At 64.1% G+C, this 24,010-nt stretch carries 23 protein-coding genes; 16 read left to right on the top strand and 7 right to left on the bottom strand.

Features of this window, described 5'->3' with window-relative positions:
- Position 1: 1 nt before the first annotated feature.
- The 3 genes from ACFQS4_RS14975 to ACFQS4_RS14965 are packed head-to-tail and all read left to right on the top strand — an operon-like array spanning position 2 to position 3,262.
- On the top strand, positions 2–874 hold the full coding sequence (locus ACFQS4_RS14975; RefSeq protein ID WP_500193913.1) for a carbohydrate ABC transporter permease: 873 nt from the start codon (positions 2–4) through the stop codon (positions 872–874).
- Positions 875–876: 2 nt separating this feature from the next.
- Entirely contained in the window at positions 877–2,013 is a 1,137-nt protein-coding gene (locus ACFQS4_RS14970) for an ABC transporter ATP-binding protein (protein WP_500193911.1), read from the top strand.
- A 46-nt stretch (positions 2,014–2,059) separates the two neighbouring features.
- Entirely contained in the window at positions 2,060–3,262 is a 1,203-nt protein-coding gene (locus ACFQS4_RS14965) for a Cdc6/Cdc18 family protein (protein WP_500193909.1), read from the top strand.
- A 90-nt stretch (positions 3,263–3,352) separates the two neighbouring features.
- Here the strand turns inward: ACFQS4_RS14965 and ACFQS4_RS14960 are convergent, their stop codons facing one another.
- Entirely contained in the window at positions 3,353–3,730 is a 378-nt protein-coding gene (locus ACFQS4_RS14960; RefSeq protein ID WP_500193907.1) for a hypothetical protein, read from the bottom strand.
- A gap of 269 nt (positions 3,731–3,999) precedes the next feature.
- On the opposite strand from ACFQS4_RS14960, the gene ACFQS4_RS14955 reads away from it, so the two are divergent.
- A complete protein-coding gene (locus ACFQS4_RS14955) occupies positions 4,000–4,314 on the top strand; it encodes a DUF5783 family protein (RefSeq protein WP_500193904.1) in 315 nt (104 codons plus the stop codon).
- Positions 4,315–4,388: 74 nt separating this feature from the next.
- Positions 4,389–4,739, top strand: coding sequence for a NifU family protein (locus tag ACFQS4_RS14950; RefSeq protein WP_253431339.1), 351 nt, complete (start codon positions 4,389–4,391; stop codon positions 4,737–4,739).
- Here ACFQS4_RS14950 and ACFQS4_RS14945 read toward each other — a convergent pair whose 3' ends face one another.
- Complete coding sequence (locus tag ACFQS4_RS14945) at positions 4,740–5,642, bottom strand: ketopantoate reductase family protein (RefSeq protein ID WP_500193901.1); 903 nt, start codon at positions 5,640–5,642, stop codon at positions 4,740–4,742. It abuts the gene before it with no gap.
- A 356-nt stretch (positions 5,643–5,998) separates the two neighbouring features.
- Here ACFQS4_RS14945 and ACFQS4_RS14940 point away from each other — a divergent pair, with 356 nt between their 5' ends.
- The 4 genes from ACFQS4_RS14940 to ACFQS4_RS14925 all read left to right on the top strand — a co-directional run bounded on the left by ACFQS4_RS14940 (position 5,999) and on the right by ACFQS4_RS14925 (position 11,133).
- Positions 5,999–6,478, top strand: coding sequence for an Lrp/AsnC family transcriptional regulator (locus ACFQS4_RS14940; RefSeq protein WP_500193898.1), 480 nt, complete (start codon positions 5,999–6,001; stop codon positions 6,476–6,478).
- A 497-nt stretch (positions 6,479–6,975) separates the two neighbouring features.
- Positions 6,976–7,506: an acyl-CoA thioesterase gene (locus ACFQS4_RS14935; RefSeq protein ID WP_500193895.1), complete on the top strand. Its 531-nt coding sequence runs from the start codon at positions 6,976–6,978 to the stop codon at positions 7,504–7,506.
- 170 nt (positions 7,507–7,676) lie between these two features.
- Complete coding sequence (locus tag ACFQS4_RS14930; RefSeq protein ID WP_500193893.1) at positions 7,677–10,121, top strand: ribonucleoside-diphosphate reductase subunit alpha; 2,445 nt, start codon at positions 7,677–7,679, stop codon at positions 10,119–10,121.
- Between the two features lie 16 nt (positions 10,122–10,137).
- Positions 10,138–11,133: a ribonucleotide-diphosphate reductase subunit beta gene (locus ACFQS4_RS14925; protein ID WP_500193890.1), complete on the top strand. Its 996-nt coding sequence runs from the start codon at positions 10,138–10,140 to the stop codon at positions 11,131–11,133.
- Positions 11,134–11,139: 6 nt separating this feature from the next.
- On the opposite strand, the gene ACFQS4_RS14920 is transcribed toward ACFQS4_RS14925, so the two are convergent.
- The gene (locus tag ACFQS4_RS14920; RefSeq protein WP_500193887.1) at positions 11,140–11,469 is read right to left on the bottom strand and encodes a TFIIB-type zinc ribbon-containing protein; all 330 of its coding nucleotides are present in this window, start codon (positions 11,467–11,469) and stop codon (positions 11,140–11,142) included.
- Positions 11,470–11,595: 126 nt separating this feature from the next.
- Here ACFQS4_RS14920 and ACFQS4_RS14915 point away from each other — a divergent pair, with 126 nt between their 5' ends.
- From ACFQS4_RS14915 to ACFQS4_RS14890, 6 genes are all read left to right on the top strand, one after another.
- On the top strand, positions 11,596–12,006 hold the full coding sequence (locus ACFQS4_RS14915; RefSeq protein ID WP_500193885.1) for a 30S ribosomal protein S6e: 411 nt from the start codon (positions 11,596–11,598) through the stop codon (positions 12,004–12,006).
- Between the two features lie 14 nt (positions 12,007–12,020).
- Positions 12,021–12,464 carry a DUF7112 family protein gene (locus ACFQS4_RS14910; protein ID WP_500193883.1) on the top strand — a complete coding sequence of 148 codons (444 nt, stop codon included), beginning with the start codon at positions 12,021–12,023 and terminating at the stop codon, positions 12,462–12,464.
- Positions 12,465–12,582: 118 nt separating this feature from the next.
- Positions 12,583–13,239 carry a TetR/AcrR family transcriptional regulator gene (locus ACFQS4_RS14905; protein ID WP_500193882.1) on the top strand — a complete coding sequence of 219 codons (657 nt, stop codon included), beginning with the start codon at positions 12,583–12,585 and terminating at the stop codon, positions 13,237–13,239.
- Positions 13,236–14,708: an MATE family efflux transporter gene (locus tag ACFQS4_RS14900; RefSeq protein WP_500193880.1), complete on the top strand. Its 1,473-nt coding sequence runs from the start codon at positions 13,236–13,238 to the stop codon at positions 14,706–14,708. Before ACFQS4_RS14905 ends, ACFQS4_RS14900 begins: the two co-directional genes overlap by 4 nt.
- Before the next feature lies 1 nt (position 14,709).
- Complete coding sequence (locus ACFQS4_RS14895) at positions 14,710–15,657, top strand: hypothetical protein (protein WP_500193878.1); 948 nt, start codon at positions 14,710–14,712, stop codon at positions 15,655–15,657.
- Positions 15,658–15,824: 167 nt separating this feature from the next.
- A complete protein-coding gene (locus ACFQS4_RS14890) occupies positions 15,825–17,072 on the top strand; it encodes an MBL fold metallo-hydrolase (RefSeq protein ID WP_500193876.1) in 1,248 nt (415 codons plus the stop codon).
- Between the two features lie 37 nt (positions 17,073–17,109).
- On the opposite strand, the gene ACFQS4_RS14885 is transcribed toward ACFQS4_RS14890, so the two are convergent.
- Genes ACFQS4_RS14885 through ACFQS4_RS14870 form a run of 4 tightly spaced genes read right to left on the bottom strand, consistent with a single transcriptional unit; the run spans position 17,110 to position 22,063 of the window.
- Positions 17,110–18,201, bottom strand: a complete 1,092-nt coding sequence (locus tag ACFQS4_RS14885; RefSeq protein WP_500193874.1) for an ABC transporter permease — start codon at positions 18,199–18,201, stop codon at positions 17,110–17,112.
- Positions 18,198–19,331 carry an ABC transporter permease gene (locus tag ACFQS4_RS14880; protein ID WP_500193871.1) on the bottom strand — a complete coding sequence of 378 codons (1,134 nt, stop codon included), beginning with the start codon at positions 19,329–19,331 and terminating at the stop codon, positions 18,198–18,200. Before ACFQS4_RS14880 ends, ACFQS4_RS14885 begins: the two co-directional genes overlap by 4 nt.
- Complete coding sequence (locus tag ACFQS4_RS14875) at positions 19,328–20,902, bottom strand: ABC transporter ATP-binding protein (RefSeq protein ID WP_500193869.1); 1,575 nt, start codon at positions 20,900–20,902, stop codon at positions 19,328–19,330. Before ACFQS4_RS14875 ends, ACFQS4_RS14880 begins: the two co-directional genes overlap by 4 nt.
- A gap of 51 nt (positions 20,903–20,953) precedes the next feature.
- A complete protein-coding gene (locus ACFQS4_RS14870) occupies positions 20,954–22,063 on the bottom strand; it encodes a BMP family lipoprotein (RefSeq protein WP_500193866.1) in 1,110 nt (369 codons plus the stop codon).
- A gap of 361 nt (positions 22,064–22,424) precedes the next feature.
- Between ACFQS4_RS14870 and ACFQS4_RS14865 the strand changes: the two genes are divergently transcribed.
- Entirely contained in the window at positions 22,425–22,970 is a 546-nt protein-coding gene (locus ACFQS4_RS14865) for a flavodoxin domain-containing protein (RefSeq protein WP_500193863.1), read from the top strand.
- Positions 22,971–24,010 lie beyond the last annotated feature (1,040 nt).

Raw genomic sequence — 24,010 nt, 5'->3', positions numbered from 1 at the left:
CGTGAGCACGAAAACACAATCGACGACACAATCGCGGTTCGAATCGGTAGTCGACGGGCTGACACTCGAGCGAGTGATCATCCACACAATTCTCGGGGTTTCGGTCTTCGTGATGGCGTTTCCGATCCTGATCGCGGCGGTCGTCAGCACCCAGAGCGTCGGGATCGTCAGCAGTTTCAGCGACCTCTTGCCCGGCAGTCACCTGATCGAGAACTATCGGACAGTGATGGTCGACTACAACTTCGGCATCTACATGGTCAACTCCTTCGTGATGTCGATCGTCATCGTCGTCGGGAAACTCGCCATCTCCTTGCTGGCGGCACTCGCTATCGTCTACTACCGGTTCCGCTTCAAGAACCTGATGTTCATGCTGATCCTCTTTACGCTCATGTTGCCGGTCCCGGTGCGGTTCGTCCCGCTGTTCAACATCGTGACGGACCTGGGCTGGTACGACAGCATGCTCGCGCTGACGATTCCGTACCTCGCGAGCGCGACGACGGTCTTCCTGCTCCGACAGCACTTCTACTCGATCCCCGAGTCGATCGTCGAGCAGGCCAAACTCGACGGCATCGGCCCCCTGAAGTTCCTCGCGTACGTCCTGATCCCGATGTCGAAGGGGATGCTCGCGGGCGTCTCCGTCATCATGTTCATCTACGCGTGGAACCAGTACCTCTGGCCGCTGGTCATCATCAACTCCCAGAGCCAGCAGGTCACCCAGGTCGGGATCACCCTCCTGCGCGGGGACATCCAGGCTGGCGAGCTGCAGTGGGCGATAGTCATGGCCGGTGCCATCATTACGCTCGTCCCGCCGCTACTCGCACTGCTCCTGTTCAGAAAGCCGCTCCTCGAGACCTTCGGGGTCCAACAGAAGTAACCATGACAGCGATAACGCTCAACGACGTCACCAAACGATTCGACGACGTAACGGCAGTCGACTCGATCGACCTCACTATCAACGACGGCGAGTTCCTCGTTCTCGTCGGCCCCTCGGGCTGTGGGAAATCCACCACACTTCGCCTGCTGTCGGGCCTCGAGACCGTCACCGAGGGGGCGATCACGGCAAACGGCCGCGACCTCACGAACCTCCCGCCGAAGGAGCGAAACGTGGCGATGGTGTTCCAGAACTACGCGCTCTACCCGCACATGACCGCCAAGCGGAACATGACCTTCGGCATGAAGTCCGCCGGCGACTACACCGACGAGGAGATCGAACAGCGCGTCACCGAGGCCGCGGCGATCCTCGACATCGAGGACCTGCTCGAGCGCAAGCCCAAGGCCCTCTCCGGCGGGGAGCGCCAGCGCGTCGCCATCGGCCGAACGCTGGTTCGCGATCCGGACTACCTGCTGATGGACGAGCCGCTGTCGAATCTCGACGCCAAGCTCCGGATCCAGATGCGCGCGGAACTGAGTCAGCTCCACGACGAACTCGAGACGACGACGCTGTACGTCACCCACGATCAGACCGAAGCGATGACGCTCGGCGACCGCGTCGCCGTGATGAACGAGGGACAAATCCAGCAGATCGCCGAGCCACAGGTGCTGTACGATTACCCAGCGAACCAGTTCGTTGCCGAGTTCATCGGCAGTCCGGCGATGAACACGCTCCCGGTCACGGTGACCGACGAGGGCGACCACTACGTGGCCACCTCCGCCTCGGGCGACGTCAGGATCCGGTTGCCCGACACCGGCGACCTCGAGGCGCTCGCGGGCGATGACTTGCGCCTCGGGATCCGGCCGGAAGACATGGAAGAAGACACCGGAACCGACGACAGCTACGTGCGAACGACGGTGTCCGTGACCGAACCGCTCGGCGATTCGATGCTCCTGCACGGTCACGTCGAGGGCGAGTTGTTGAAATTCCAGATCGCCGCCCGGTCGGCCCTGAACCCGGGTGACACCGTCACATTCGGCGTCGATTCGGATCGGATCCACCTTTTCGATGCCGAGACGGGGGCCGCACGATATCACTCCGACGGCTCGAAGGCGGCCGCGAGCAACGTCGCGTCCCAGTAGTCTAGTTTCGGCCGAACATTCACTCGAGGCGACTATCGGATATCCGATGACGACGATCAACGATCGAATTACTCGACGGATACGAACGGAATCGGCCAGAAGCGTCGTTCACGACCAGTCGGCACTGGACCCGACTACCTGTCCCGCAAACGTCCAGATCCAGGGACGCGGGCTGGTCGTCGAACACCTCCTCGACGCCATCGATCCCGTGTTCTCGGGGGCGCTTCCGCCGACGGTCTACGTCTGGGGGCCGAAAGGCGCCGGAAAGTCGGCCGTCGTTTCGCGCGTCGTGAAACAGCTTCGACGAGCGGGCGGACACGATAGCGAGGCGCTCTACACCGCAACGAGGACGCAGGACGTGGCCCTCCCGCTGATCACCCGCGTCGATTTGCGCGGTCTCTCGAGCGAGTGGGCGTTCTACCGGTGTCTGCTGGGGACCCTCGTCGACGAGCGGTCCGTCCCCTCGAACGGGGTTAGTACGGAGACGTTGCGAACGCGAATCCGAGACCACCTCGAAGAGAGCCCACCGACGGTCGTCGTCACCGATCACGTCGGGGATTCGCTGGCGCCCGAGACGGATGACGTCGAATCCTGGCTCGCGACGGCGGCGCCGGAGGCAGTCTGGATCGGCGTCGGACGCCGCGTTCCCGAAGCGCTCGACGTCGTCTTCGATCGGAGCGTCGAGGTCCCCGCGTACCAGCCTCACGCACTCGTCGACGTACTCACCAGCCGAGTCGACGCCGGACTCTCGTCCGGATCGATCACTCACGACCAACTCGATGCAGTTGCGGCGTGGGCGGACGGCGACGTACACGACGCGCTCACGGCCGTCTTCGAGGCCGCGATGGTCGCACACGAGGCGGGCCAGACCGTCATCTCGAGCGACCACCTCGACGTGGCGATCGATTCCGTTCCCGACCCGTGTACCTCCCTCGCTTGCGTGTTTTCCCTCTCTGACGAGCGCCAGACGCTCCTCTACGGGTTGACGGCCGTTCTGGCCGATGGAAATCAGTCAGTCACCAGCGTCGCCGAAACTCTCGCCAGGCACCCGTCGGTCGACCTCCGGGCATCGACAATCGAGCGAATTCTGTACGAACTCGCCGACTGCGGGATCCTCCGGCGCGTCGACAGCGATCCCGGCGAGACGAGCGGACGCGGTCGGCCGCCGAGTCGACTCGAGACACGATTCCCGCTGGCGACGTTCGCTCGATTGTACGAGGGGAGAAGCGAGTCGAGTACCCACGGCTGAAGTCGCGGAATTTCGTCTCGAAATACGGTGACACCCTTCTCGACAGAACGGCGGAATTCTCGTCTCGAAGAAAGAGAGGACCGTCGAGACTTACTTCGGGCCCGGTACAGTGTCGCCGAGATCAATCTCGTCGAGCGCCGCCTGGACGGCGATCGGATCGTCGGGCGTCTCGACGGTGTCGTGGATTTGGTGCATGCACTCGAGCAAGCCATCGAGTGCTGCGCGTTTCGTCGAGACGTGGCCGATCGACTCGGTGACCTCGAGTTCACCGATCTGGTGGCGAAGCTGGAGTTTCCAGCACCGACCGAGGCCGAGCCGTGGATTCGCCTGATCGCCGTCCGTCTGCTCGGCGAGAACCTCGAGGAACGGCTCGTGGCGGCGGTAGACGAACCGGCCGTCGCTGACGGTGGCCGGCCCCCATCCTGGCGGCAACGCTTCGTGCGGGATGGGGTGGTGGTCCAGTGACATACAGCCGATGGGAGGCCGCTGCCTTACGAGTGGATTGGGCTTGCGTAAGTAACCACCCTTAATAGGAGCCCCATGCCGTATCGTGTTTTTTGAGAGTCGGTCCGGGCAAAGACTCGTCAGGAACGGTTCGTTCCATCGCAGCAGTCCTTACCCGGGCGCTACCAGTTCGAAATGACGGGCAAAACGGCCGACGCCGGCGCCATCTTCATACGGGGCATGGACGAAGCAATTCAACGAGTACTATACCCTCGAGTTCCAACTCTTCGGGTATGACCGAGTTCGACCCGGCGAAGTTCGAGGACAAGTACGTCCACTACTTCCCCGAACTCCAGCAGGCCTACAAGAACGCGTTCAGCCGCATCAACGAGCGCTACGACTCCTCGCTCGTCCACGCGATCGACCAGCAGGTGCTCAACGAGAGCGAGCCATTTTACGACGAGGAAGACGGCTTCTGGATCGAACTCCCCGACGACCCCTACGACCGGATTACCGGCGTCGTCGTCGACCGAGAGCGGTTCGAGACGGTGCTCGAGGCTCACGTCGAGGCCATCGAGATGGAACTCGAGCGCGTGTTCGGCGTCTAAAACAGGATCGGAGCAAACGTCGACCGAACATTGACGACGGAAGGTTTAGGGAGGGCGACGCCCAACGAGTGAGTATGAGCACGGAGACCCAGGAAGGCGACGACCTCGAAGAGCGAGTGGCGAACTTCCTGCGACGGAACTTCCCACAGATCCAGATGCACGGCGGGAGCGCGGCCATCCAGGAGATCGACCGCGAGACCGGCGAGGTGTACATCCAACTCGGCGGCGCCTGCAGCGGCTGTGGCATCTCCCCGATGACGATCCAGGCGATCAAGAGCCGGATGGTCAAGGAGATTCCCGAAGTCACGAAAGTCCACGCGGGTACGGGTATGGACGGCGCCGGTGGCGCCGGCATGAGCCCCTCGTTTCCCGGCGAGACCGTCGACGACGGCGAGGACGACGAAGGCCCCCAGGCACCGTTCTAACTACGTCGCGTCGAGCGTTTCTCGTTCCCATGCCCGCACGAGCGCCGCGAGCGTCCGGTTCGTCGGAACGGCGAGACCGCAGGCGGCGGCCCGGTCACAGACGTAGCCGTTTATCGCCTCGATTTCCGTCCGTTTTCCAGCGCGAACGTCCTGGCACATCGACGACGTGTTCGCCGTCGTCGCCGTTGCAACCGACTCGAGCGCCGCGAGCGCCTCCCGGTTGGCGAGCGAGACCCCGTTCGCGCGGGCGAGTCGGGCCGTCTCGCGCCCCGCGGCTCGCGACAGGTCCCGGAGAGGTTCCTCGAGGACGGCCCCGTTGGGCGCGTCGGCGAAGGCCGTCGCAGGGTTGATCGCGGCGTTGACGGCCAGTTTCTCCCACAACCGGTGCGGCATCGACGACGAGACGGTCGTCTCGAGTCCCGCGCGCGAGAAGGCCTCGCCAACGTGGTCGGCGACCGACGACGGTCCGCCGTCTCGAGCGCCGAGGACGATCTCCCCGAGGCCGGTGCAGGTGACGACGCCGGGTTCCTCGAGGATCGCTCCGTAGGTCGCCGTCCCCGCGAGGACCGGACACGACAGGTGCTCGGCGAGAATCTCCTCGTTTCCCATACCGTTTTGCAGCGAGAGTGCGGCCTCGAACGTGCCCGTCGCGAGGGTTCGGGCAGCCTCTTCGGTGGCATAGGATTTGACCGTGACGACGGCGAGGTCGGCCTCGAGGTCGGCACCGTCGGCTCTCGCAGCCGGATGGGTAGTCTCCTCGAGAGTGCCCGCAATCCGGAGGCCATCTTCGGCGACGGCGCTCGCGTGTGGCTCTCGAGCGACGAGCGTGACGTCGTGGACGCGCGCGAGCAGGCCGCCGACGAGGCTGCCCAGACTGCCGGCGCCGAAGACGACGATGTCCATAGCGGAGATGGCTCGAGGAAAGGGTAAAACGGTTCCCCTCCGGCCTCATGACGGGACTCCGCAGTAGACGAAAGCGAGTCAGTTCGCCGGGCAGCGATTCACTTTCACCGGCGTGCCGGCGGTCACCGTTGGCAGGGACGGGCCGAGGGGAGGTCCGCTGATCGGCGCTGGGTTGACTCTCGAACTGAGACGCCGTCGATGATCGATTCTCTCATCGGACTCGAGTCGCACTTAAGGCGTGTGCGCCCAAGTTAGATATTTCTCACACATCACCATTTAATAGGAGATATCTAAGTAAATTTGCCAAGAGTACAAAAGATCGGAAATAATTTTGGCAAGGAGAGGAGATGCCGAGTATGGCGTCGTGCCCGCTCGATGAAACAGACAGGGAGTTGCTCGACCTGTTACAGGAAAACGCGCGATACAAGGCGACCAGTCTGGCCGAGGAGATCGGGGTCTCCGACAACACCGTCCACAACCGGATGGCTCGATTAGAGGAGGCCGGAGTCATCACCGGCTACACGACGGCCATCGATTACCAGTCGACCGGGCTTCGGCTCTCCTTTCACTTCACCTGTACGACCCGGATCAGCGAGCGGTCCGCCGTGGCCGAGGAGGCACTGGCGCTCCCACAGGTCGTCGAGGTGACCGAGCTGATGACGGGTCAGGAGAACCTCCACATCAAGGCGGTCGGCGCTAAGGACGCGGACATCACTCACGTCGCCGAACAGCTCGACGACCTCGCGCTGGAGATCAACGACGAGAACCTCATTCGGGCCGAATACACGCGTCCCTTCGAGTACGTGCGCGGACTGGAGCTGGCAGACGACCGCTGATTGGGCCAGAGGCACCGTCCGTCGAGACGAGCGGAGCCTGGACGCTTTTCTGATAGTCGTTTCGAAGGGAGGGTACGTTGGCCGGGTTAGAAAATTCCCAACACCTACTTATACCCGAGGGAGAAAAGCACAGATAGGTTCGGCAACAGGTGAAAACGTGAGCGACACCCCCACCGGAAAGTCAGTATCGTGCCCGGAGTGCAACGAAACAGCGTTTGCGATCGTACCGAAGAATAGCGAGATTGTGAACGACGAGGCAAACGCGGGAGGAAAAGTCTGGGTCAATTGCCGTAGCTGTGGGGTCCAGTTTCTCGTCTACTACCGGAGTCGCGACTGAACGCCGGATCTGTCGTCTCGAGGGATCGCGTACCGATATAGGGGGACGATCGAGTGCGGACGATCATCGTCAACGTCGAGACTCCACCCCCGATAATAAAGTCCATTTGTATTAGTGCAAATCAGATAATCATTAGTGGATCGGGACTCCAGAAAGCCATATGAACCACGAGCGGTCCTTGAGCAGGGCGAGATCCCTTCAAACGTCGTACACCGAAGTAAGCGAGATTCTGATGCCCAACGAGACGAACAACCTCGAGCGGGCACTCGGCGGCGCCGTGCTCCACTGGATGGACATCTGTGGGGCAATCGCCGGCAGGCGGTTCGCTCGACGACAGGTGGTCACGGCCGCGATGGACCACGTCGACTTCATCGCGCCGATCGAGCTCGGCGACATCGTGACCGTGACCGGCTACGTTTTCGACACGGGGGTAACCAGCATGGACGTCCGAGTCGACGTCCGTGCCGAGCGCCCCCAGCACGGCGAAACGAACGAGACGGCGACCTCGTTTTTTACCTTCATCGCGCTCGACGAATCGGAGACGCCGACGGCCGTGCCGGCACTTCGCTGTCCGACGACGGCCGAGGCCGACCTTCGCGACCGGGCACTCGAGGCGCGTCGCTCCCGGCGCCGGGAACTCGCGCACGAACTCGAGGAACCCACCGACGGCGAAGGCCGAGGGAGCAGATAAACAAATAAACTTTCACTACTACAACCTCATTGGGAAGCGTTTATGTGAGTCCGGTCGGATACCGGTACTGCGGAGGCGACGCGGACTCGAAGGAACCACGCACCACGTCGACAGTGGCGACGCTGCCGGTTTCGGGTGCCGTCGTTCCGCAACGAACTACGAACCCACCAATGAGCTACCACACGCAGACATCGATTCCAGACGTCCGTTCGATTCTCGAGCGCGCGCAGCCGGCCGACGGGCCGTCGCTGCTCGCGGACGAATCGCTTCTCGACGCAATCGATCGCTCCCTCTACGAGGGGGCGACGGTCGACGAGCAATACGAGGCCGTCATCCAGGCGCTCACGGCCCGAATCGAGCGCGATCCCGCGTTCGATCGTATCGCCGGAACGGTCGCCCGACACCGGTACTACCGAACCGTCCTCGGCGCGGATGTCTCCGGGGACGAATTCGACCGGGCCTATCGGGCGACGTTCGTGACCAACCTCGAGCGGGCGGTCGACGCGGACCGTCTCGACGGTCGACTGCTCGAGCGATTCGACCTCGAGGCACTCGCCGAGGCGCTCGATCTCGACCGGGACGGGAACCTCGAGTACATGGCGATGGAGACGCTCGTCCAGCGATACGTCCTTCGAATCGAACAGGGAGGTGAGCCACTGGAGTTACCGCAGGCGTTCTGGATGCGGGTGGCGATGGGCCTCGCTCTCGAGGAGGACGACCCGCAGAAGCGGGCCATAGCGTTCTACGAGGTGCTCTCGAAACTCGAGTTCACGCCGTCGACGCCGACGCTCTTTCACAGCGGCACAGCCCATCCACAGCTCTCTTCGTGTTACCTGACGACCGTTCCGGACGACCTCGAGGGGATCTTCGACGCCTACAAACACCACGCCCAACTCTCGAAGTGGAGCGGCGGCCTGGGCAACGACTGGACGAACGTTCGGGCCGAAGGTGCGTTGATCGAGTCGACCGGCGTCGAGTCGACTGGCGTCGTCCCCTTCCTCCGGATCAGCAACGACGTGACGGCGGCGATCAACCGCTCCGGAAAACGTCGTGGAGCGGCCTGTGCCTACCTAGCGTGCTGGCACCTCGACTTTCCCGCCTTCGTCGACCTCAAGCGCAACACCGGCGACGAGCGACGGCGGACCCCGGACATGAACACGGCCGCGTGGATCCCGGACCTCTTCGTCAAGCGCGTCCAGGACGGTGGCGAGTGGACGCTGTTCAGTCCCGACGAGGTGGCCGACCTGCACGACTGCTCGGGCGCGGCGTTCGAGGAGCGATATCGAGAGTACGAGCGCCTGGCCGACGCAGGCGAACTCCGCCAGTACGAGCGCGTCGACGCCGAGTCGCTCTGGCGGCAGTTGCTCACCCGCGTGTTCGAAACCGGCCACCCGTGGCTGACGTTCAAGGACCCGTGTAACGTCCGCTCTCCACAGGACCACGTCGGTACCGTCCACTCCTCGAACCTCTGTACGGAGATCACGCTGAACACGAGCGCCGACGAACACGCCGTGTGCAACCTCGGGAGCGTCAACTTCGCGACCCACGTCGCGGACGGCGAACTCGACCGCGAGCACCTCGCCTCGACGATCGAAACCGCGATGCGGATGCTCGACAACGTCGTCGACCTGTGTTTCTACCCGACCGACGCGGCCGAGCGCTCGAACCGCCGTCATCGCCCGGTCGGTCTGGGTACGATGGGGTTTCACGACGCGCTGATGGACCTGGGAGTCCCGATAGGCAGCGAGGCCGCCGTCGAGAAAGCGAACCGCTGGCAGGAATTTGTATCGTATCACGCTATACAGAACTCCTCGAGACTCGCCGCCGAGCGAGGAACGTATCCGTCCTACGAGGGGTCGAAGTGGGACCGCGGCCTCCTGCCGCAGGATACCGTCGACCGCCTCGAGGCCGAACGCAGCCGGGCGATTCCGACCGATCGCGAGGAGACCCTCGAGTGGGAGACCGTCCGCGAGCACGTCGCCGAACACGGCATGCGAAACTCGAACATGATGGCGATCGCGCCGACGGCGACCATCTCGACGATCAACGGGACGACGCCGTCGATCGAACCGATGTACTCGAACCTCTACGTGAAGTCGAACATGTCGGGTGATTTTACGATCGTCAACGAGCACCTGGTCGAGGACCTGCGAGAGCGCGGGTGCTGGGACGACGACCTGGTCGATCAGCTCAAGTATCACGACGGTTCCGTCCAGGAGATTAATACGGTTCCCGACGACCTCAAAGCGCTGTACCAGGGTGCGTTCGAAATCGACCCGCGCCACCAGCTTCGACTCACGGCCCACCGGCAGACGTGGATCGACCAGTCGATATCTCACAACGTCTTCTTCCCGTCGACCGACGGCACGTTGCTCGACGACGTGTACAAAACGGCCTGGGAACTGGGGCTGAAAACGACGTACTACCTGCGCACGCTCGGGGCCTCCCAGATTGAGAAGTCGACCCTCGACATGGCCGAATACGGGAAGACCCAGCACCGTGGCGAGCGGGAGGATGGAGGGAGCGAATCGGGTCCCGGCGACGCCGACGACGGCTCGAGCGCCGAGGATGACCTCCCCTCCCTCGACGATCCGACCTGTGAGGCCTGCCAGTAACCCGTACCCACCGCCAATGACACTCATCAACACCGACAGCGAACACGACCCGAACAAGATCCTCCCCATCGAGTACGACTGGGCGCGGGCGTACTACGAAGCCGGCGTCGACAACAACTGGGTTCCCGCCGAAATTCCGATGCAAGACGACGTCACCCAGTGGAACGGTGACGAACTCTCCGCGGCCGAACGACAACTCGTCGAGTGGAACCTCGGCTTCTTCTCGACGGCGGAGTCGCTCACGGCGAACAACATCGTCCTCGCGCTGTACGAGTACGTGACCGCCCCCGAGTGCCGACAGTACCTCCTGCGCCAGGCCTACGAGGAGGCGATTCACACGGACACCTTCATCTACTGCTGTGACTCGCTGGGATTCGATCCGGAGTACCTCTACGGGATGTACGACCGGATTCCGGCGATCGAGGAGAAAGACGCCTTCGTCGTCGACCTGACGAGAGCCATCGATCGGCCGACGTTCACCATCGACACCGACGACGACCTGCGGGAATTTCTCCGGGACCTCATCGGCTTCTACGTCATCATGGAGGGCATCTTCTTCTACGCCGGCTTCGCCATGATGCTCGGGCTCAAGCGCCAGCAGAAACTGGTCGGCGTCGGCCAGCAGTTCGAGTACATCATGCGGGACGAATCGCTCCACGTCGGCTTCGGCGTCGACCTGATCGATCAGCTCTGCCGGGAACACCCCGGCGCCTGGACCGACGACTTCGGCGAGGAGGTAATCGACCTGATCACCCGGGCCGTCGAGTTAGAGCGCGTCTACGCTCACGAGGCCTGTCCCGACGAGATCCTCGGTATGGGGCCCGACCAGTTCGCGACGTACGTCGAACACGTCGCCGACCGCCGCCTCGAGCAACTCGGCCTGCCGGCCCAGTACGGGGTCGAGAACCCCTTCCCGTGGCTCTCCGAACAGGTCGATCTGAACAAGGAGAAGAACTTCTTCGAGACGCAGGTGACCGAGTACCGCAGCGGCGCCAGTCTCGAGTGGGAGTGACCGCGGTCAGTCTTCCGTCCAGTACATCAAGTTCTCCTTCTCGGTGCCGCAGTTCGGACAGGTCTCGGGGAGACCTTCGTTGATCTCGCCCATCTCGCCGCACTCGATGCAGCGCCACATCAACTCGGCCTCGCCGAATTCGTGGCCCGAGCGGGCGTGTTCGACGCTCATCGCTTCGACGCCCTCTCGAGTGGTGACGAAGAAACCGCCGAGGTCGAACCCGCGAACGGTCCCGAGTTGTTCCCCGTCTTCGTCGTAGACGGCCTGACCGAGATTGAGCTCGTGGACGTCCTCGACGGCTTCTTCGTCGCCCTCTCTGGCCGGTGTTTCTCCCATAGGCGAGGCTCCCACGAGCACGGGCATAAAACTACAACGCCCGGCGACACGGCCCGTCGGCAGTCGTTCCCAGTCCGGAAACGGTCGATCGACGTATTTTTCACCGCAGACCGTTTTTGCCCGCCCATGGCAAGTTTCACTGTCGTCGTCGGCGACCCCGAATCGGGGCTCGCCCACCAGCTCGAGGCGGAGGGTCAGGACGCGAACCGATTCATCGGCAAGGAGATCGGCCAGGAAGTCGACGGGAGCGCCGTCGGCCTCGACGGCTACACGCTTGAGCTCACCGGTGGCTCGGACAACGCGGGCCGCCCACACAACGAGACGGTCGCGGGCTCCCGGCTCCAGGAAGTCCTGATGAACGAACGCCAGACGGGGTACAATCCCGGCCGCGACGGCGAGCGCCGCCGGATCACCGCTCGCGGACGCGAAATCTCCGCCGAGACCGCCCAGATCAACGCGACGATTGCCGAGCGCGGCTCCGACAGCGTCGAGAGCCTGCTGGGCCTCGAGGCCGACGAGGACGGAGACGACGAGTAATCCCCTGCGCTTCTATGCCCGACCGAATTTCGAGTGACAACCCGAGCGTCGAGACGGTTCGAGCGACGCTGGCGGAGACCGCTACCGGCGTTCGCATCGAAATCCCCGGCGACGAGACGGGACACTTTCCCGACCAGGCGGGCGAGGTCGTCCGGTTCGTCCTCGACGGAACCGAACGTTTCGGCCGGGTCGACCGCGGCCTGACCGGCGACGAACTGGTCGTCCCCGGCCTCTACGAGACGCCGGACCAGGCACGAGACCCGCGCGACGGCGTCGACGCCCTGCCCGACTGGATCGACGACCACGGCGCTCGCCGCGGCGGGTCAGTTCTGCTCGACGTCGTCGAACCCGACTTCCTCTACGGCGTGCGCGCTCCCGGCGAGACCGCCGTCTACGACGCCCACGAACCGCCTTCTACGAGCCTGCAGGACATCGCGAAGGGGCTCGAGGACCAGTAGCACGGCGACGAGTCGAGCGCGACATCGGGGCGAACGCGACGACGAATTGAGGGGTCAGTGACTCCAGATCGTTTCGAACCGAAACCCCCTTGTAGCTCGCTGACTAACCGGTTAGTTAGTGACCGACGAGAGCGCCCGCGACGAAATTATGACGGCGACCTACGAGGCCCTGTGCGAACACGGCTACACGGAACTCACCACGCAGGCCATCGCCGACCAGACGGATAAGAGCAAGTCCCTGCTGTTCTATCACTACGACTCCAAAGACGACATCATCTCGGCATTTTTCGACTTCCTGCTCGAGCACTTCGACGAGCGACTGGCGGCCAGCCAGGAGCTATCGCCGGTCGAACGCCTCGCGGCGCTCGTCGACTGGTTCCTCTACGACCCCGACGACGACGAGCGCGCATCCTTTCACACGGCGATGCTCGAATTGCGCGCCCAGGCCCCCTACGACGAGCGGTTCCAGGTGCACCTCCGGCGCAGCGACGATGCGCTCCGGGCGGCGTTCGAGGGGATTCTCCAGGACGGCCTCGAGGCCGGCGTCTTTCGCGAACACGATCCCGCGGAGACGGCGACGGTGCTGATCGCTGCCCTCGACGGCGCGCGCATCCGGCAGCTGACGATGAGCCGGGACGCCTACCTCGAGGAGGTGCGGTCGGGCGTCGCCAACGTCGTCGTCGCAGACCTGCTCGTCGAGGGTGAATCCTTCCCCGAGCGAGGGGCCGTCTCGCTCGAGGCCGTGGACGCGGCGGCCGGTGATGACCCCGAATGAGTCGAAAACGCGACCGATCGGTCAACGTGACGGATGGCGACCTGTTCAAGCCCCTCCTCGTGCTGTCGGCCCCCATCGTCTTCTCCCAACTCCTGCAGGTGGGTTACAACCTCGCGGACACCTTCTGGGTCGGTCACCTCGGGAGCGACGCCGTCGCCGCGCTCTCCTATTCCTGGGCTATCGTCTTCCTGATGGTGAGCATCGGGGGCGGCCTCACCGCCGCGGGAACCGTCCTCGTCTCCCAGTACAAGGGCGCGAAGGACTTTCGGAAATCCCACCACGTCGCCGGCCAGACGCTCTCGTTCGTGACCGTCGTCGGCTTCGTCTTCGGCGCGCTCGGCTTCGCGCTCTCGCCCTGGCTGATCCAGCTGGTGGGCGCCGAACCGGGAACCGCCGCCTACACCTACGCGGTCAACTACACTCGAATCATCTTCGTCAGCGTCGGCTTCATGTTCTGGTTCTTCATCTTCGACGCCCTCTCACGAGGCTGGGGCGACACCCGGACGCCGATGTACCTGATGGCACTCAGCGTGACGATGAACGTCGTCCTGGACCCGATCCTCATCCTGGGCTTCGTCGACAACCCACTCTTCGCCTGGATCGGTGCGGCCGGGGTCGAGTCGACGCTCTACGCGATGACCGGCTTCACCGGGTTCGGCGTCGAGGGCGCCGCGGTGGCGACGGTCTTCTCCCGCGGCGTCGCGGCCCTCGTCGGCCTCTACCTGCTCTTTTCGGGTCGAGTCGGGCTCGAGCCAACCCTCGCGGACCTGCGCCTCGAACTGCCGACGGTGAAGAAGATCCTCGAGATCGGCGGGCCCATCGCGACCGAGCAGGGCTTTCGTTCCTCGGGGATCGCCCTGCTGACGGCGCTGGTTGCCATCGCCGGAACTGACGCCGTCGCGGCCTACGGGATCGCCAACCGGCTCTCCTCGCTGCTCTTCTTGCCGGCGCTCGGGTTGGCCCGCGGCACGGAAGCCGTCGTCGGGCAAAACCTCGGTGCCGAGCAGGTGAGCCGGGCCTGGAAGGCCGTCAAACTGAGTTCCGTCGTCGTCGTCGGGATCTTCGTCGCCGTCGTCGCGGTCGCCTACCCGCTGGCCGAGCCGATCACGGCCGTCTTCATCCAGGGCGAGGGGAGCGAGCAGGTCGTCACCTACGGCGCCGCGTTCATCCTGATCGCCGGCCCGTCGTACATCTTCATGGGCGTCTTCCAGGTGCTTCTGGGCGGCCTCCGGGGCAGCGGCAGCACCCGCGCGGCGATGTTCCTCTCGATCCAGGAGCTCTGGATGTATCGCATCCCGATCTCGGCGATCGCCATCCTCCACTTCGGGCTGGGCATCTACGGCGTCTGGTACGCCATCGCCCTCTCGTACGTCCTCTCGGCCATCGTCACCGCCGTCTGGTTCCTGCGCGGGACCTGGACCGACAACGTCGTGACCGAGGACGTCGCGTCGGCACCCGCCGGTGATTGAAATGACCGGGTCGAATCCCTTCGTCGACGACGGTGACGTCAGCGGCAACGGTGCCGAACCCGTTCGAGGGACGGGGCTCACCCCGTCCGTCCGGGCGCTCTCACTGCGCGCCTGTCCGCCTCCAGACGACTCGCTTCCGGTCGCCCTCTGTCGAACCGTCGCGACGACGGTCGACGCCGACTCGAACGTCGAGGCCGAGGTGCCAGCGCTCGAGTCCCTGGCCACCGCGCTGGTCGCCCTCGAGGGGTACGTTCGGCTGCGACACGCGATGCTGGTGAACGAAGCCGGCGACCGCGAGACGGCCCTGCTGGCGAGCGATTACCTGTTCGCCCGCGCCCACGGGGCGGTCGGAGCGACCCCGCTAGACGCCGAACAAGCGATCGCGAGCGTTCGCGCGTTCACCGCCGCCTCGAGCGAGTTGCCTGCGGCGATTGATCGTGGCGGGAGAGCGGGCGACAGGGTTCTGGAATCGGCGTCGAAATCGGAATCAAAACCAGCGCCCGAATCGACCGTCGAAACCGGCCCACTGGCCGTCCTCGCCGGCTGCGGCTGCGTCCTGGGCGCCATCGTCGGTGACCGATCCGACGCGGCCGACCCGTTTCGGGCGTACGGGCGCCAACTCGGATCCCTCCTCGACGCCGTTCCGGGCGGATCGCTCGACGAAATCGCGAGCCTACCCGAACGCCTCGCTCGAGACCACCGAAAGACGGTCCGGCAGGCGATGATTCGTGGTCTCCAGGGCGAAGCGATCACTGGTTCGCTCCCCGACGACCCCCGTCTTCGGACAGCGCTCGTCCCACGGCTCAAGGAAGCGACGACCACCCACGAACGCCTCGCCGATCACCTCGACGAGACCGCGCTGGGTCGACTCGAGCGACCGCTTCGCTGGCTCGCGGGCGAACTGGGTCGTGGAGACGGGTTCGGAGCGATCGATGGCCGGCGCGACTGACTGCGATAGCGTCGCTGGTTGGCGGACCCGATAACGATCCTTTCAAAGCAGAGCGTATCAACTTCGCCGTGGGAGACCTCGAGTCGTGCCCGTGATTACCAGGTCGGGACGCACCCCGACCGGATCGCCGGATCCAAATCGCTCGAGTCCCCAGACAGGGTATAGAGATGCACCTCGAGTTTCTCGGTGGGGCCCGCGAGATCGGCCGGAGCGCCCTCCTGGTGGACGGTTCTCTGCTACTCGATTTCGGAATGGACTCGGGGAACCCGCCCTCGTTCCCGCTTCAGGAACCCGATCTCGACCCCGACGCCGTCGTCGTCTCACACGGCCACCTCGATCACGTCGGGACCCTGCCCGCGCTGCTGTCGGGCGACGCACGCCCGACGATCCACTGGACCCAGCCCACATACGATCTCGCGATGGTGCTGGCTCGAGACACGCTGAAACTCCACGGCGGGAGCTACGACTGTCCGTTCACCGAGGCCGAACTCGCCCGCCTGACGCAGGTCTCGGAGACCCACGGCTACGGCGAGCCCTTCGAAGCCGCGGGCTACGAGGTGACGTTCTTCGACGCCGGCCACGTCCCCGGGAGTGCCCACGTCCTGATCGACGATGGTGACACCCGCCTGCTCTACACCGGCGACTTCCACACCGAGGACCAGCACCTCCTGGCGGGGACGACCGCCCGTCCCGACGCCGACGTCGTCGTCTGTGAGAGTACGTACGCCGACACGACCCGTCCCCCGCGGGCGGAGATCGAGCGCGCGTTCGTCGACAGCCTGAAATCGACCATCTGGGAAGGTGGAACCGTCGTCGTCCCCGCGTTCGCCATCGGCCGCACCCAGGAAGTGATGTGCATCTGCGCCGAACACGACCTCGAGTGTTACGTCGACGGGATGGGCACCCGCGTTGCGGACCTGTTCTTGCGCCCGCGAAATCGCGACTTCCTTCGAGACCCCGACGAACTGCGCCGAGCAAAGGGCAATGCCCGGTTCGTCGACGGGAGGGATGGCCAGCGCGAGCGCATCGCCGAGCAGAACACCGTCATCGTGACGACCAGCGGGATGCTCCACGGCGGCCCCGCGATGACCTACATCCCCGCGATCCGGGGCCACCCGGCGAACAAGATCGCCATGACGGGCTACCAGGTCGAGGGAACCCCCGGCCGGGACCTCCTCGAGACCGGCAGCGCCGAAATCGACGGCCGGGTGATGCCCGTCAGCGCCCAGGTCGAGCAGTACGACTTCTCGGCCCACGCCGACCGGGCGGGTCTCGAGTCGTTCCTCGAGTCCTACCGCGATTCGCAGGTGCTCGTGAACCATGGGGACCGCTGTGAGTGGTTCGCCGAGGAACTCCGGGCCGACGGCTTCGACGCGTCCGCCCCCGAGCTGGGCAAGCGCGTGGTCCTGGAGTAGCAGGTTCGCGCAGGCTGTCTGGTCGACCGCCCCGCGGTCACTCCTCGGACTCGTAGGGTTCGCCGACAGAGGAGGGAACCTGCGTCTTCCCCCAGCCCGTGAGGACGACGATGACGACGACGTACGGGAGCAGCCCCAGCAGCTTCGAGGAGGCCTCGATGTTGAGCGTCTGGAACTGGCCTTGCAACATGTCGACGCCGCCGAAGAGGAGGGCGGCGGCCGCCGCTCCGAGCGGGTTGTAGTTGCCGAACAGGTAGGCGACGATGCCGAGCCAGCCGCGACCGTCGACCATCGTTTGCCCGGTTCCGACGAACGACGAACTGTGTGCGAGAAGCACCGCACCGCCGAGGCCGGCCAGCCCACCGGAGAAGATCACCGTCGCGTAGCGCACGCGGTTGACGTCGATACCGGCGGTGTCGAGCGCCTCCGGATTCTCGCCGGCTGCCTGGATCCAGTAGCCGTACTGCGTGCGGTAGAGGAAGACCCACGCCCCGACCGCGACGAGGACGGTGAGCCAGACCAGCGGCGACTGATCGAAGACGACCCGGCCGAGGAAGGGAATCTCGCTGAGCCCCGGGACCGTCAACCGCCCGACGCCGGGGAGCCGCGGACTGTTTCTGCTTCCCCAGATGACGGCCGCCGTAAACGGGACGAGACCGAGGCCGATGAACCAGACCCCCAGCCCGGCCACGATCTGATCCGCCTTGTACCGGATCAGCAATACGGCGAAGAGCACGGCCAGCCCCATCGTGAGCAGGACCGAAATGCCGATCCCGGCCCAGGCGTGGACCGCCCCGCCGGCGCCGACGAGATACGTCGCGGCGGCGGCGAAGAATGCGCCGAAGATCATGAACCCCTCGAGTCCGATGTTGAACACGCCGCTCTTCTCGGCGTACAGCCCACCGATCGCGGCGAGCGTGATGGGGGCGGCCATCTCCATCGACCGGGCGACGTAGCCGGGCGTCACGATGCTGGCGAGGGTTTCGAGGCCGTCAGCCAGCACTTCGGCGAGGGGAACGTCGAAGACGACGGCCCCGACGACCCCGAGGGCTGCCAGCACGACGAGCACGAGGCCGACGAGTCGGACGCCGCGGTGGCGAGCGTACTCGAGGCTGTCGAGGCCGCTCATCGGTCGTCACCACCGAGACCGGCTCGTTTGGCAGCCATTCGGAACAGCTCCGGCGCGGCCACGAAGACGATGACGATGCCGACGATACCGTCGATCAACTGGACGGGCACGTCGCTGTAGGTCTGGATGTACGAACTTGAGGAGTTGAGCCCGCCGAACAACAGCCCGGCCGGCACGACCCCGAGCGGGTTGTTCGCGGCGAGCAGGCTGACGGCGATTGCGTCGTAGCCGTAGGTGTGGATGCTGGCCGGTTCGATGAACCGTCCCTGGAACATGATGACGTAGACCGCGCTGGCGAGTCCGGCGACGGCCCCGGAGAACGTCATCGTCGCGACGATCGTCCGTTTCGCATCGACGCCGGAGTACACCGCCGCCCCGGCCTGGTAGCCACTCGTCACCATGTCGTACCCGATCCCCGTCCGCGTCATCGCGATGGCGACGGCCGCGACGAGCGCGAGCGTCAACAGGAGGCCGATCACCGAGAACGACGAGTCGCCGAAGAGGATCGGTGGGAGTCCAACGTAATCCGGGAGTCGCTCGGTTTGGACGTTCGTCGATCCCTCCGCCCGGAGCGGGTTTGTGAGCAGCCAGCTGACGACGCCGATCGCGATGAAGTTCAGCATGATCGTCGTGATGATCTCGTTCGCGTCGGCGTACGCCTTCAACACGCCGGGAAGCGCCCCGTAGAGGCCGCCGCCGACGGCGGCGGCGACCGTCCCAATGAGCATCAGCCCGATTCCACCGACGGTTCCGGTCGGCAAGAACGGGGCCGCCCAGAGGATCGACACGGTGCAGAACAGGCCGCCGACGACGAACTGTCCCTGCACGCCGATGTTGAACACGCCGGCTCTGAACGCGATCGCCACGGCGACGCCCGTCAGGATGAAGAACGTCGAGAGCCGCAACGTCCGCGCCAGGATGCGCTCGCTGCCGAGCGCGCCGACGATCAGGTTGTTCAGGAACATGATCGGACTGTACCCGGCGGCGGCCACGATCACCAGGCCGATGAGAATCGCCGTCGTGACCGACGCGAGGGCGATCCCGAGGCGTTCCAGGACCGTCGCCTCAAGGAGTCGGCCGGCGACGCGGTCCGCCAGAGATCGAGTGCCGCTCTGGTCGGCCGAACTCATGGCTGGACCTCGCTGTCGGGCTCCGATAGCTCGCCCCGGCCGGCGAGGCGCTGGCCCGCCATCAGGAGACCGAGTTCTTCCTCGGTGACCGCGGTTGGGTCGACGGTGTCGATGAACGACCCTTCGTACATGACTGCGGTTCGATCCGAGAGCTTCTGGATTTCCTCGAGTTTCGACGAGACGAGGACGATCGCCAGCCCCTCGTCCCGGAGTTCGATCAGCCGGTTGTGGATGAACTCAATCGACCCGATGTCGACGCCGCGAGTCGGGTGCGAGGCGATCAACAGCGACGGGTCGTGGCCGACTTCTCGGCCGACGATGAACTTCTGCTGGTTCCCGCCGGACAGCGACGCCGCTCTGGCGTCGGCGTTGGGCGGTTGGACATCGAACTCCGCGATGATTTCCTCAGTGTGGTCACGGACACGCGGCCAGTCGATGAATCCGTTTTTCGTGAACGGCTCGACGGTCTGATTGCCGAGCAGGCCGTTCCGGACCAGGTCGTAGTCCATCACCAGCCCCTCGGCGTGGCGGTCTTCGGGAATGTAGGCGATTCCCGCCTCGATACGGTCGCGTCGCGACAGCGTGGTGATGTCGTCGCCGTCGAATCGGATCGCTCCCGAATCGGGCGTTCGGAGTCCGGTGAGGGCCTCGACTAACTCGGTCTGGCCGTTTCCCTGCACGCCGGCGATGCCGAGAATCTCGCCCTCCCGGACCTGGAGGTCGACCCCGGAGACTTTCTCGAGCCCGCGGTCGCCCTTGACCCGTAACGCCTCGGCCTCGAGGAGCGGCGAGCCTGGCTCGGTTTCGCGAGGCTGACGATCGAACAGTACCTCGCGGCCGACCATCATCTGGGCCAGTTCCTGCTCGGAGGTGTCCGATGCGGGGACGGTGCCGACCGCCTTTCCATCGCGGAGAACGGTGATCTCGTCGGCGATCGCCATGACTTCGTCGAGTTTGTGCGAGATGAAGATGAGCGAGCGACCGTCGGCTCTGAGATCCTCCATCACGGCCATCAGCCCGTCGACTTCCTGTGGCGTGAGGACGGCCGTCGGCTCGTCCAGGATGAGGACGTCCGCGCCCCGGTAGAGGCTCTTGACGATTTCGACGCGCTGTCTCGTCCCGAGGTCGAGGTCCTGGATCGGGGTGTCGAGGTGGTCGGCGACCTCGAACCCGTACCGGTCGCTGATGTCCTCGATCGACTCTCGTGCGGACTCCTCGTCGACGAATCCGTTCTCGACGGGTTCGTGGCCGAGGATGACGTTCTGAAGGACGGTCATTGGCTCGACGAGCTGGAAGTGCTGGTGAATCATGCCGATCCCCGCGTCCATGGCGTCGCGGGGCGTGTCGATCGCCCGTTCCTCGCCGTCGATGGCGATCGTTCCCTCGTCCTGATCGTAGAGTCCGTAGAGGACGCTCATGAGCGTCGTCTTCCCGGAGCCGTTTTCGCCGAGGAGGGCGTGAATCGAGCCGGCCTCCAGCGTGAAGTCGACGCTATCGTTGGCGACGACATCGCCGAACCGTTTCGTGATCCCCTCGAGTCGGACGGCCGGTGGTGAGTTGTGCGAAGTCATGAAGTGGTCAAATACGTGAGAACGGAAAACCTGACTGCGCGGTCGTCCCGTCTAGCATCCAGTCGGCCCGCACTCGAAGTCGATCTCGCCGTCGATGATTGCCTGCTTTGCGTCCTCGATGTTCTGATTGAGGGAGTCGGGCATGCTGTCTTCGAACGCCTGTCCGGTCACCCAGTCGATCTGTCCACCTTCGGTCGAGAGGTTTTGTTCGCCCTGCACGCTCTCCCAGTTGTCGTTGACGACGGCTTCTGCGACCGTGTAGGTGGCCTCGTTGAGCGCCTTGATGGCCGAGCCGAGGATCACGTCCTGGTAGCTGTCGAACGAAACCGACTGGTCGCTGTCGACGCCGAGCGCGAATCTACCGTTGTCTTCGGCGGCCTGGAACGCCCCTTCACCAGCGGCCGAGGCCGCGTGCCAGACGATGTCGGCCCCGCTCTCGATTTGTGAGACGGCCTGGTCGTTGACCCCCGAGGGGTCGTTGAAGCTGCCGCCGTAACCAGTGAGCACCTCGATACTGTCGTCGACCCAGTGGACGCCCTGTTCGTACGAGACCTGGAACGCCTCGATCAGCGGGATTTCCTCGCCACCGACGAAGCCGACGACGCTCTCGTCGGGATTGGTCGAACTCCCCTCGTGTTCGATCTCCTCCTGGGTCAACGTCCCGGCGCCGACACCGGCGAGGAACGACATTTCGTTGTTCATCTCGATCCACCCCGAGACGTTCTCCGCCTCAACCACGTTGTTGATGAGCATCCAGTTCACGTCGGGGTACTCCTGGGCGTTCTCCTGGAGCGGCTCGGTGTGCTGGTCGGCGACCAGGACGATCAGATCCGGCTCGGATTCGGCGGCGTCAGCCTGGCGCTGGCCGTACTCGCCCTGGTTCGTCTCTTCGATCGTATTGACACTGATGTCCCACTCGTCGGCTGCCTCCTCCAGCCCCTCAAGCGCGTTGTCGTTGAACGCCTGGTCGTCGAAGCCCGCCGGGCTCGAGATAATGGTCATCTGGTACTCGGCGTCGCTTCCGTCGTTCCCGCCGATACACCCGGCGAGGGCCATCCCACCGACGACTGCCCCCGATCGAAGGACGGTACGCCGATCGAGCGGTACGGTTGTATCGCGCGACTCTCCAGACCCATCACGTCCACCAGTCCTGGAAAACATATCACTACCAGATATGGGACTCCTACTATAAAATCATTTAGACCAAACAGGTCACCATTTGCCGTTTAAAGGGCTGCATGAGTCAGGTTCAGGTTAGATTTTGTGGTGTTTGGCCTTATTTATCGAATTAATATAATATACGTTTAGGTGACTATTCGTCGGGTATAGTTGCGCTCGCGCCGGCAAAAACGGACTGGAGGTCAGTACATCAGGGGACCAACCGATCATTGCGTGAGTTCCGCTAGTGCTTGATAGGGATCGGTGTGGTGGCTTTGCAGATGACCACGCGTACACGACCCCTTCATTTGCCAATTCACGCACGCCGAGCCTCGAGTCCCACGAAACAAAACGGTGAGCACTGATGGGTCGCGTCCTCGTCGCCTACGGCTCGAGCGAGGGGCAGACGGCCGCCATCGCCGACCGGATTGGCGACGTGCTCGCCGACGCCGGCCACGACCCGCTCGTGATCAGCACGAAACACCCACCGCCCGAACTCTCGCTGTCGCGCTACGACGCGGTCGTCGTCGCCGCGTCGGTCCACATGGGCACCCACCAGCCAGACGCCGTGTCGTTCGTCCGCGAGAACCTGGATTCACTCGAGCGCGTCCCCTCGGCGTTCGTCTCGGTGAGCCTGACGGCGGCGACCGACAGCGAGGGTGCTGGTCGGACCACCGAAGCGTACGTCCAGGACGTCCTCGAGGAAACCGGGTGGTCACCGACGCGAATCCACGTCGTCGCCGGCGCGCTGAAGTACCGCGAGTACGGACTGCTCACGCGTTTCATCGTGCGCCGCATAGCCGGCAAGGAGGGGCTGGCGACCGACACCGGCCGAGATTACGAGTACACTGACTGGGACGACCTCGAGGCGTTCGCGGGCGAGTTCGCGACGCTGGTAGACGAATCATAGCTCGAACGCCCGGTAACCCCTCATAACCGGACTCAGTATCCGGAAGAACGGTGGGGACGTGAGTTGGAAGCGGGACTAGGAACACGTGTTTGAACAGTCGACGAGAGCTCGAGAGAGCGGTCAGCCGTTGGGTGGCGTCATCAGAGAGGAGAAGTTGAATGGGAGAGCAATTCGAAAAAAGCGGTAAAATCGTGCGCTAAAATATTCATAATCGGTTTCCGTATTGCGGTTTCCGGGTTGGTAGTTGCTCGAAAGAGAAGCGGGACGAAGATGAACTCGATCTGGAATCCCGAAATCGAATTCGTCGGTATCGAGCCTTCTCTGTAGGAATCTCAGTCACCCACTCGAGTCGAACGAGTGGGCTCCCGGTGGGCAGTCTGAAAGTTCATAATCGGTTCTCTGCTATCGATATTGAGGGTGGAGCCAGCACTGCAATAACCGAGAAAGCCGAGACGACTTTTGGGAGAGAAAACGCGGACTAGAGGAGGTCTCGTGGCGGTTATGCCTGTATGGCTGCTCGAGGGTTGGTTCTATACAGCGAGCGCCAGCCACGAGACGGACTTCGCTCACCGCTCACTCTGAGTACCTCCCTCGAGACAGGCAGGCCCGCCCGAACAGCCTCGAACGGCCCCTACTCGGAGATTGGGATGTGAGGCCACGTTCTTGAAGGAGCACTTTCCCACGTACGCACCCCTCGACGATATTCATAATTGGCCTCGGGTCAGGGATCGTAACGACTCTTCCGGACGGATTCCCCAATTATGAGGGGATTGTAGCGCGATAAGTCCAGCCTCGCAGGCGCTGGGGTCCAATTGAGACGCCAGCCGGCGATGACGGCGGCAACCGTACCGATGCCACAGCGATTGCGAACTCACTTTCTTAAATGACGGGAGTGGGCTGCACCGGGCCGTCGAACCCGACGACACTGCTTAGCCGATTCAGGAGGGAGACCGCTGGCAGCGCCACTGCAAGCCCAGGGGAGCCGCCGACCAACCACGACACCCTGGCCAGCGACCGCGATAAGTATCAGCGACGAGGGG

It is taken from the genome of Saliphagus sp. GCM10025317, assembly GCF_042663665.1.
Classification (GTDB): Archaea; Halobacteriota; Halobacteria; order Halobacteriales; family Natrialbaceae; genus Natronosalvus.
This window is presented reverse-complemented; position numbering and strand designations above follow the sequence as displayed.